11 protein-coding genes and 1 pseudogene are annotated in these 9,837 nt (G+C 63.5%); 7 read left to right on the forward strand and 5 right to left on the reverse strand.

Annotation, left to right across the window (positions count from 1 at the left end; translation table 11 throughout):
• Positions 1-31 precede the first annotated feature (31 nt).
• Both ACZ34W_RS15480 and ACZ34W_RS15485 read right to left on the reverse strand, forming a co-directional pair.
• Positions 32-1,213: a tyrosine-type recombinase/integrase gene (locus tag ACZ34W_RS15480; RefSeq protein ID WP_465604254.1), complete on the reverse strand. Its 1,182-nt coding sequence runs from the start codon at positions 1,211-1,213 to the stop codon at positions 32-34.
• Positions 1,214-1,218: 5 nt separating this feature from the next.
• A complete protein-coding gene (locus tag ACZ34W_RS15485) occupies positions 1,219-1,785 on the reverse strand; it encodes a helix-turn-helix domain-containing protein (RefSeq protein WP_465604255.1) in 567 nt (188 codons plus the stop codon).
• A 179-nt stretch (positions 1,786-1,964) separates the two neighbouring features.
• Between ACZ34W_RS15485 and ACZ34W_RS15490 the strand changes: the two genes are divergently transcribed.
• The 4 genes from ACZ34W_RS15490 to ACZ34W_RS15505 all read left to right on the forward strand — a co-directional run bounded on the left by ACZ34W_RS15490 (position 1,965) and on the right by ACZ34W_RS15505 (position 4,679).
• Positions 1,965-2,120, forward strand: coding sequence for a helix-turn-helix domain-containing protein (locus ACZ34W_RS15490; protein ID WP_465604257.1), 156 nt, complete (start codon positions 1,965-1,967; stop codon positions 2,118-2,120).
• 915 nt (positions 2,121-3,035) lie between these two features.
• Positions 3,036-3,389: a hypothetical protein gene (locus ACZ34W_RS15495; protein WP_465604259.1), complete on the forward strand. Its 354-nt coding sequence runs from the start codon at positions 3,036-3,038 to the stop codon at positions 3,387-3,389.
• A 15-nt stretch (positions 3,390-3,404) separates the two neighbouring features.
• On the forward strand, positions 3,405-3,755 hold the full coding sequence (locus tag ACZ34W_RS15500; protein WP_465604261.1) for a hypothetical protein: 351 nt from the start codon (positions 3,405-3,407) through the stop codon (positions 3,753-3,755).
• A gap of 15 nt (positions 3,756-3,770) precedes the next feature.
• The gene (locus ACZ34W_RS15505; RefSeq protein ID WP_465604263.1) at positions 3,771-4,679 is read left to right on the forward strand and encodes a hypothetical protein; all 909 of its coding nucleotides are present in this window, start codon (positions 3,771-3,773) and stop codon (positions 4,677-4,679) included.
• A 60-nt stretch (positions 4,680-4,739) separates the two neighbouring features.
• Here the strand turns inward: ACZ34W_RS15505 and ACZ34W_RS15510 are convergent, their stop codons facing one another.
• Entirely contained in the window at positions 4,740-5,006 is a 267-nt protein-coding gene (locus ACZ34W_RS15510; protein WP_465604265.1) for a hypothetical protein, read from the reverse strand.
• Positions 5,007-5,014: 8 nt separating this feature from the next.
• A complete protein-coding gene (locus tag ACZ34W_RS15515) occupies positions 5,015-5,401 on the reverse strand; it encodes a hypothetical protein (protein ID WP_465604267.1) in 387 nt (128 codons plus the stop codon).
• A 730-nt stretch (positions 5,402-6,131) separates the two neighbouring features.
• On the opposite strand from ACZ34W_RS15515, the gene ACZ34W_RS15520 reads away from it, so the two are divergent.
• Positions 6,132-6,842 carry an Lsr2 family DNA-binding protein gene (locus ACZ34W_RS15520; protein WP_465604269.1) on the forward strand — a complete coding sequence of 237 codons (711 nt, stop codon included), beginning with the start codon at positions 6,132-6,134 and terminating at the stop codon, positions 6,840-6,842.
• A 73-nt stretch (positions 6,843-6,915) separates the two neighbouring features.
• Positions 6,916-8,271 (forward strand): DUF3987 domain-containing protein, encoded by a 1,356-nt coding sequence (locus ACZ34W_RS15525; RefSeq protein ID WP_465604271.1) that lies wholly within the window; start codon positions 6,916-6,918, stop codon positions 8,269-8,271.
• Positions 8,272-8,330: 59 nt separating this feature from the next.
• On the opposite strand, the gene ACZ34W_RS15530 is transcribed toward ACZ34W_RS15525, so the two are convergent.
• Complete coding sequence (locus ACZ34W_RS15530; RefSeq protein WP_465604273.1) at positions 8,331-9,575, reverse strand: Scr1 family TA system antitoxin-like transcriptional regulator; 1,245 nt, start codon at positions 9,573-9,575, stop codon at positions 8,331-8,333.
• Between ACZ34W_RS15530 and ACZ34W_RS15535 the strand changes: the two are divergent.
• A pseudogene (locus ACZ34W_RS15535) lies at positions 9,535-9,837 on the forward strand (hypothetical protein); the annotation flags it as partial. The gene ACZ34W_RS15530 and the pseudogene ACZ34W_RS15535 overlap by 41 nt on opposite strands.

Consider the following 9,837-nt stretch of genomic DNA (forward strand, 5'->3'; position numbering starts at 1 on the left):
GTCCTCCGAGTCAGCACCAAGTCAGCACGGGTCACGCGGCCAGTGCCTGGTCAGTACCGAGTATCACAGGACCCACCGACAGGGCTTCATCCATGACTGCCCTCAGCCTGTCACCCGCATCAGGGGAGAGGTGACCGTAGATGTCGGCGGTGATCCGGATTGTGGAGTGTCCGAGCCACCGGGAGACCTCCAGGAGAGACACCCCACCCGCGATGGCACTGGAGGCGAAGAAGTGTCGCAGATAGTGAGCCGTCCACGGCTCGTCGCCGTATCCCGCAGCCTTGACGGCCCTGGCGAACTCTGTGCGGTAGTTCGAGTCACGGACCACCGCGCCGTTCAAGGTGTGCACGAGGTAACCGTCGTCGGCCAGACCGTGGCTCTCAACGTGCCGCATGATTGCGACTTGCACCAGTGGCGGCACCGGCACGTCTCGCCACTCGCCCTCCTCGCGTTGCTTCAACGGACCGATCGTTGGCGTCCACTTTCCGTCCCGCTTCACATGGACGACCTGACGGCGCAGCCGAAGGGTGCCGTCCTGGAAGTCCGTGAGCTTCACGCCGAGAGCTTCACCAATTCGTAGCCCGCAGCCTGCCATGAGCCAGACGGACACCGACCAGTCGTCCCGCATCGCACTGGCCACCCGACCAACGGCCTTCCCGTCTGGAAGGGACCGCTCGTCCACGCGCTTGGTCTTGATCTTCGGCAGGTCAGCCAGGGATACCGGCGATTCTGTGATCAGCTTCTCCGAGACAGCCGACTTGAAGATGGAGCGCAGTGGGACCATGTTCGAGTGGTAGACAGTTCGGCGTGAGAGGCCAGCCGCGCACATGCCGGAGCAGAGGGCCTCAACGTCGGACGGTCGGACCCCGGCCACCGTCTTCCGGCCGAGCGCCGGTATCAGGTGGCGCTCGATGAAGTTCTCGTAATTCCTTCTGGTCGTCTCCTTGACCGCACGGCGACCGAGCCATTCCCGGGCAAAGACGTGTACTGGAACCGTTCCGGCGTCTGGATCGATGTAGACGCGCTCCCGCTTGTCGTTCTCGACCTTGATCCCGAAGTTGTCGGCCTCCTTCTTGGTGGGGAACGTCTTCTCCCGCTGCCGTCCGGCGCGCCCTCCCGGCTCCCGGTACCGGGCCGTCCACGGATGCCCGCAACGTGTCCTGGCGCATGGGTCTGTCTTGTCGGTCTTGCACTTTTGGAAGGTCGTTGCCACTGCTGCTACTGCCCCTCTCGTTCGTTCTTCCACTCGGCAAGCAGTTCCGCTGCTTTGTTCGTGAGTTGCTTCCCGTCCCACAGGCCGAGCGCCCTGGCCCGCTTGACCCGCTCGGACAAGGTCGCCTTGCCGATCCCCAGACGGTCCGCGAGGGACTGTTGCGGGGCCGTGGTTCCCGTCGCCCTCATCCGAACCAGTTCGGCCACCAGCAGGGCGTAGTCCAGGTCGGTCCGGCAGCGTGCTGGTACCGGCCACGGTTCGGCCGGCAACTGGTCCTGACCCTGGGCCAGCACGGCACGGGCCTGGGCCTTGATCTCGGCAAAGGGGAGTTGTCGGAGCAGGCTGGCGGGAATGCCGTCCGTCTCCAAAGCCGTGGTCATCCCCTGCTCGATCTCTTCGACACTGCTGCCCACGGCGAGGTGAATAGTCAGTTCCGAGGGGCCGGTGAAGGGTGCGCCCGAGGGGCACCGGGCCTTGACCAGCCAGGGCCCGTAGGACCGTGCCCAGATCAGCGAGTCACCCTCGCGGTGCCATCCCGGCGGGAGGCCGGGTTCGTTCGTTCGTGAGGTCATGGCACGACCATAGCTCACGGCGAACAGGTTGCGTCAAGTTCGGGAATGTGTCGGGGATCACTTAATTTGGACTTGCTGCCACATGTTCGGACATGGTGTTCTGAGGACAGGCCGGATAGCAACGGACGGGACAGTCGCCCACCGGACCGCAGCAGGGACAACATTTGGACGGCAGCCTCATGACGGTGAACGACGTAGCGAACTACCTGCACAAGCCCAAGAGTTGGGTCTACTCCCAATGGAGAAGCGAGGGCATCCCGTTCCGGAAGGTAGGTCAGTCGCTCCGGTGCCGCCCTGGAGACCTGGAGAAGTGGCTAGACCAGCAGACGTATTGATTTGTTCGACACACACAGCCCCCGAGGCACCGCGGGGGCCTTCTTTGTTTCTGGAGCAAAATCTGACCACGACAGCTGTAAAGCCGGTTGCCCTCGTATGCGCAACATGTCGCGAGCCATACGTTTATAAGCGCCCACTGGGGAAGCGAGGGCCGAATCCAGCCACGAATCCAAACCATCCCCAGTGCCTGCGGAAGCGGGAAAATGTGGGCCGCGCGCAGTCTCGACAGCGCAAGCGGGACGGCCTGAAGCCAAAGCGTCAGCCTGACAGGGCGGACGCTCTGGATATCGCGTGGCGTGCCGGGGCTCATGCCGAAGACGTCTTGCATTTCGAAACTCCGCCCATGGCCCATGACAGCCACTCCGAAAGGGAGCGACGTGTTCACCCTGACCTCCGGTACTCCAGCAGCGAAGACCGCCGTACAGTCCAGCTGTGGTTCCAGGACACCAGGGAGGCAAAGACCGGACCGGAAACGGGCCGGACCAATACCCGGCTGTCGGTGATCGGATCAGCCCGACCCTGGTGGCATGCAGAGCCCCTGTGCACCCGGGGCCCAGTGCCCGCCATGGAACCGTTCACCACGGGTGCGTCCGTTAATTCTTATAGGTGAGGGAAGTTCTCCCTCGGAGTCAAGGCCGCTGGGCGGTGGCCCTCTGACGCGGACGAGAGTCCGGGCCCGTTCGAAGTCCAGAGCATGTTGTGAAGATGCTCGAATGCGGCTCTGCGGATACCTGCCTGTGAAGCCACAGCACACAACCGGAGAGTGTCTCTGCCCTGTGAAGTTAAATTCCTGGGGGTAGGGGCCCGTCTTCTCTACGTTGTCCTGTTGTGAGATGCAGCCGCCCCTTAAGGCGGCTTACTTCTCACACTCTCTCTTCTCTCTTGATTTTTAGTTCTGACTAGGAGGTGTCGCCATGAGCGACGAACAGACTCGCACTGGTGATTCCGGTTCTCCGGAGGCCGTGCCGGCCGATCCGGCCCAGGCCATCCGGGCAGAGATTCACCACGAGTACGCGGGCAGGCTCGCCCTGGCTGAGGTGAGGGCCCAGGCCGCCATTGCGGGCGTGACCGTTCTGGCGGACTACTACGACCCGAACTGTTTCCTTTCCGAGGACGGCACGACGAATATCGAGGCCATCCAAGCGATGATCGAGAAGGAACGTAAGAATCAGGCAGCCACTTCCTTCCCGGAGCTTCAGGGCGCCGGATATCACCGAGGGAGCGCCCCGAAGCCTCCCACCGTTTCTCTTGACGCCCGTCACCGCTGATCCTTTGGACATTTCATGACTGACAACGAGACTAATTCCAGTCCCGACCTTGAGGCCGTACGGGAAGAGGCCCGCAAGGATGCTCTGGCAGAGATGGCTCCCCATCTCGCCCGGGCAATGATCAAGGCTCAGGCAGCCCAGGCGGGTAGTGAATTTCCTGACGCCGCGTTCAAGTTTCTGGACATTTCCAAACTGCTCGGGGAAGACGGCTTGCCGTCCAGCGAGATTGTCAGCGAGGCCATCGCACCGTTCCTGAAGCCTGCCAAGCCCGAGTATGCCCAGAACCTGGGCCTTGGCCGCCAGGGTTCGTCCTACGCCATCCCCTCCCTTCCGAACTCGCGCTCCCTTGATGCGCGATACCGATAAGCATTAGGAGTCACATTGGCTTACAGCTACCAGAACCCGCTTTCCAATACCTTTGTTAGCGAGGAGTGGAATTCCGGACTTCTCACGCAGTTTGACCCGCTGCTCGTGTGGGGTTCCCGTATCGTCAGTAATCGTTCCTACGAGGGCGATATTCGCCAGCGTGGCGACGTCGTCCACATCAACAGCCTTACCCGCCCGACCGTCGGTGACTACAAGCTCCCCGATGGCATGACCGCTCAGCGGCCGGAGACCGTGGACCAGCTCCTCCACATCACCGAAGCCAAGTTCCTGCAGCTGCTCGTGGAGAATATCGAGCGGGTGCAGGTGGCCGGGGCCATGGACTCCCCGATCAACAAGGAAATGGTGCGGGCCCTGGCTCGTGAGGCCGACAGCTTCATGGGCCGTGTGATCGCCGCTGGCGCCACCGTTGTACCGAATATCAAGGTGACGTCCGGAAATGCCCCTCAGGCCCTGTACAGTACCGTCCTGGACCTTATGCTCGCCCTGGACACTAATGACATCCCGGACGGCCGCTATGTGGTCGTTTCGCCCCGCGTGAAGCGGTACCTGATCGAGCATCCGGCGATCGCCAACGCCGGGGCCTACGGTGAGGCCGGGGCGACGGCTAACGGTGTCGTGGCCCGCCTCGCAGGCTTCACCGTCCTGTCCACCACGGCCATGCCGGCCGGAGTCGATATCGTCGCGGGACACTCCAGTTTCGCCACGTACGCATCCCAGTTCTCGGGCTTCCGCCTCGGCCAGTCGGAGAAGTACCGGGCCGACTACATCGACAATCTCCACCTGTACGGCGGTAAGGTCGTTCGATTCCCGGCCCTGGACACGGTGAAGCCGGATCAGACCTTCGACGAGACCAAGCCGTCCAAGGGAATTCTTAAGGCTGCTGTAGATTGGCCTGCTTCCTGACTAAAACCCTAACGGGCCCCTGCCTTTTCGGCAGGGGCCCGTTTTCATTGTTTTGGGACCTCAGAACCGCCTCAGGACGTCCTCACAGGCCCGACAGCGCCTGTTCCGCAGGTAGACCGGATACCAGGGATCGCCGGGCCTCTCAGGCCGGTAATGGGACTGCTCCATGGCCCCGGTGTCCAACCCGCAGAGCGTCCGCGGAAGCGGGTCCTCGGGAAGGTCGGGGTCCTGGCCGGCCGCGTGCACCAGCAGCACGGCAGGCTCTTCGTCCTCCGGGCTCGGTGCCTGGGCCTGGTCCAGCTCGAAAAGCACGATGATCCCCGCCATGGTCCGAGTTACGAATATTCCGTCCAAATATTGCCTCCGACCATCACAAGAATCGCGGGCGTGGTGACGCTGCTGTCGCATCCTCGGAAATTGGTGGTAATGGTCGAGTCAGGGAAAGTGCTAGTCAAATTTCCCAGCGAGGCGGTGTAAGTTCCGCTTTTGAATTTAGGAGGGTAATCAAAACTTTCGGTCAGGGTCACTACGCCTCCGCTCTTGAACTCGAGAGTTGCGTTCCCTCCCTCAAGTCTATAGGTGTGACCCTGATAGTCGGAAGCCAGCGTGCCGCACAGAACTGCGGCCTGGGCCTGCACAGGGGTCATGGCGACGAGCAGGCCAGCCGTTGCCACAGGGGCGGCGAGCAGGGCGACCCAACGAGCAGCGGTACGAGAGGTCATTTCTCTTCCTTGGCTTGTGTGAGAGACGATCAGATGCCGTCTACCGGAGCCCAGGCAACCACCATGCCAACCAGAGCGCACGCCAAAGAAGCCATCGGAGTGACACTCTCCTGAGTTCATTTCTGAGCCAGGAATGCCCCCTGCCTCAAGGATGGAGCTTACTTATGTCGGAGAAGAGACGTTAGCGTCGATAGAGAGAACTCACTCTAACGAGGGGTATATAACCCCCTGCAAAATAGATGTATGTGTCGCCGGGGCCCAGTTGGGGACACTTCTCGCCAAAGAGTGGCCAGCATAGCGTTCAGGAACCTCATTTCATTCATTCAGTGCCTTCAGCGAGCCCGCGGAGCGGCATTCAGAACCCCGAGAGACCCCAGAAGGGCCCCAGGAGGCCCGAAAACCGCCCCCGAGCAGCCCCCGGACCACCCGCCGGCCGCCAGGGCGGCCCTGGCAGCCCCCAGCCCTCGAAAGATTCAAACCCGTACAGAGGGTGAGGACAGCACCCCCGGTGGGTCCTGTGCATTACGAACGAAGCATTACCCCCCATTGTATTTATCATCCAGTTACCTATAAGAAATGAATCCGTGATGCCTAGTGGGGTGACTCGGAGGGTTTGGCTGGGAGAATGGAGACGTTCGCCGGTCGGGCCGGTGGGCGGGAATGGCAGCCGTAAGAAGCAAGGCTCCGGCTGAACCACTGGAACTCACTCCACTAAGGAACGAACAAGCCCATGCGCACGACTGTCCTGGTACCTGTTGAGCGTGTTTTCTGTGATGCCCACCTTGCCAAGGACGGCGGGGAGAAAGAGGCCACGGAGACTCTGACCATTGCCGGTCACGCATGGGACCTGTGCTTGGAACACGGTGTCGTCTTCACCCGGTACCTCATGGATGCACTCGGCGTGCCTGGCCAGCCTGAGGCCATGCCGGTTGCCGCTGAGCCGTCCGTGACCGATGCCGAGGCTGACCGCCAAGACGACACCAGAGAGGACGACGAGACCGAGGTCGAGCCGGTGGTCCGTCCCACTGTGATGGTGTCCGGCGAGATCCCGGGGTACGAGTGGGACGACGCCAGGGAGGCCGTCCGCCGCATGGGTTACGAGGTGGTTGGCCGGGCCGACGCCAACACGGTGCTGATCATCTGCGGTGAAGGTGCGGAGCGAGCAACCAAGAAGCTGCAAGACGCAGTTGAGTTCGGCATCCCGTGCTTCGACGCTTCCAAGCCGGGTGCCTTCCGTGACGCTGTGTGCGCCGGAGAGTTCAAGGGCGGTGACCCCCTGCCCGAACCGGTGAGGGTGGACGCTCAGGCCGTCAAGGCCAAGTCCGAGGCGCAGGCCATACGTGACTGGGCCAAGGCCCAGGGCTACACGGTGAACGCCAAGGGTCCCATCCCCGCATCGGTCCGCCATGCCTACCGCGTGACTACCAAGCAAGCAGCCTGACCAACAGCACGTACCTGGGGTGGCCGGGGTCGGCCCGGCCACCCGATCCCAACCAGTCTCAGGAGAAGAGAAGTTGAGCACCATCACCCTGTACGGGCCCATCGGTCGCGCCGTTGAGAAGGTCAGCCCGTACGTCGAGTGCGATCCGGTCGGCACCTACGTGGCCGCTCTGAGCATGTGGTCTGCGGCCATCGGCCAGACGGTGAAGGTGTCCAGCCGGGGCAACGCCCGTCCGGCCCTGGTCTGGAGTGCGTTGGTTGGTGGGACGGGCAAGGGCAAGGGCACGGCATTGCGGGCCGCACAGCACATCATGAAGCCTGCCCTTGGCCGCTTCCTGGAGACTCACACCACGTCCGGCATCACCTCTGGTGCAAGCCTCGTGAACCATCTCGCTGAACAGGTGGAAGCCACGGAGGAGACGGAGGCCGGGCGCGACGTTCGGGCTCTGGTGATCGAGGAGGAATGGAGCGAAACGCTTCGAAGGGTCCGACGGGATGCCAGCTTCACGGCCAAGCTCCGGAGTGCCTGGGACGGCGCCCCGCTGCGGAACACGACCAAAGCCGAAGCTCAGTCCGTGGATGATCCGGCAGTGGTCTTTCACGCCCACATCACGCCGTCCGACTGGACCAAGTACATTGGCGCGACCGAGGCGGCTGGGGGGTCGTACAACAGGATCATGCCTTTCAGCCTTGGGTCCGTGCCGATGCTGGACGACGACGGAGCCACCCTGCCGGAGGCGGACGGCTGGGACATCACTCAGGCGTACTACTGGGCGGCCGGTGACGGGCACACGGTCATCCTCGGGGACGACGCCCGGCCACTGTGGAAGGTCGTCCGCCGGTACGCCCGGATCATCTCCGAGAACCTCCGCGAAACGCAGGCCGTGTATGTGGAGCGCACCGCCGAACAAACCATTCGGGTAGCAGCCTGCCTGGCGGCCTCGGAACGCTCCGAGGTGATTGACCACGCCTGTCTGTCCGCCGCGTTCTCCCTGGTTCGCTACAGCGTCCGCTGCGCGGTGAGCATCACCGGTGGTGCGGCCGGGACCACCAAGCCCACCCGCCGGGTGCCGACGCTGGCGGAGAAGGTCCGGGCCCGGATCGAGATGCACGGGGGCAAGGCACGGTCCTCCGATCTGCTGCCGTTCGTCGGGGCCTCCGCCGATGAGGTCAAGGCACTGCCCGGGGTGAGGGTCACTCTCGACCGCTCCGGCCTGGGACGCCCCGCCACGGTCTACACCCTGACCGAGGAGGAGGCCGGTCACGCTCCGCTCAGCCGGCGACCTGGCCAGAGTGACGAACGTCCGGCCACCGTGGTCCGCATCGACACCTACCGACCGGCCAGGACCATGCCCCCTGCTCCGGTCCCCGTACCCGCGTCCCTGCCTGCTCCCGTGGCCTCCGGGAACCCGTTCCTCGCCCTCCTCTGAACGTTCGAAGCAAAGCAAACCGCCCCGGCCGAGTTGGCCGGGGCGGTTCTTTCGTTCGGTCAGACGGTGCCGAACTCTCCGGCTCGGATGCCAGCGACGAAGGCCGACCACGCATCGGGGGAGAACCCCAGCTCCGGGCCGCTCCGATCCTTGCTGTCCCGCACGGGAACCACATCGTTGGTCTCGGCGAGGTTCAGTGCTGCCTCAACGCAGTTGCCGCCGTCTCCCTCAGAGTAAGTGGACTTGTGCCAGTCAGCGTGGTGGTTGGAGTAGACCTTGGGCGGCATCTGGCTGGTGGTCACGTTGTTCAGCCCTCTCATGGCGGCGCGGATCAGATTGGCGGAGTCCCGCGCGGACAGCACTTCCGCCCGAAGGCGATCATAGGACCGGGTGACCTTGGCGACCGCTTCTGGGTCGTCCACAATGTGGCCCCGGCCCATGACCTCTGAGTAGGCCCACCGTTCACCGTTGGGTGTCTCTATGAGGGTGACGCTGCCGATTGCCCCCGTGCGCTCCCCAAGGTCGAACGGTGCCACCTGAACCGTGATGTGTGGGTACTGCTCCGGCACGTCAAGTAGATGTTGCAGCTGCTCGCGCATGACGAGCGGACCGCCAACGACCTGCCGGATCACGGCCTCATCCAAGATCGAGACCAGCGGTGGACCACCCGCCGCTAGAAATCTCCCTTGACGAGCGAGACGAGCGTCAACGGTCTCTTCTACCTCAAAGGCGGAGGCCCCCCGCTTCACGTACCGGGTTAGCGCGCGTGCGTACGCTGCGGTTTGGAGCAACCCCCAGACCCGACGGACATCGTGACCGCGAATCCCGGCACAGGTCGATTCAAGGTCGGCATAGAACTCGAACCAGTCTGGGTGTGGCGGCTCGGCCTCCCAGTCAACGCGGTCCCATGCGTCAGTCAGTTGTCCGCCCGTGTTCAACGCTTCGTCACACTGCTCGGCGAATCGTCGCGCTGGCTTCCGTTCCCGGTTCTCGACCTTGCCCACGTAGCTGGGGTGGTACTGGGTCTGTCGAGCCAGCTCGGCGTACGAGGTGATCCCTGCACGCGTTCGGTGGCTGGTCAGCAGCCATGCCCAGACCTCAGGCGAAATGGAGACCGCTGGCTGTTCTGTCCTTCTCTCACCCAACGCTAAGAAGCCGTTGTCTTTCCGAGAGTGACGGGCGTGTTTCCGCTGGTCAGGTATAGGAATGGTGTTTCGGCGGCAGGGACGGGGTGTCGATTCGTCTCTTCGTGGAGGTGCCGGGATGCCGTCGGTGATGGGGCTGTTGGAGGAACGCGAACGCACTGCCCGACAGCGGGTGGAGACCCTTCAGGCCGAGCTGCGGGAGGCGGAGGCCGCGTGGGAGCGGTTCGTGATCACCCGTGAGACGGTTGCCGAGGTCCTAGCGGAACCTCGCGATGGCGAGGAGCTTCCGCAGGTCGTGGTGGCCGACGAGCGTCCGGCGCGGGACCTGGCGGCGGCGGCCGGTTCGGTGGTGCCGCATTGGCGGGAAGGGCTTGCTCCGGCGGTGCTGGCGCCGGACTATCAGCGGATCATGGACGTCCTG

The organism is Kitasatospora sp. NPDC022856, from assembly GCF_055561235.1.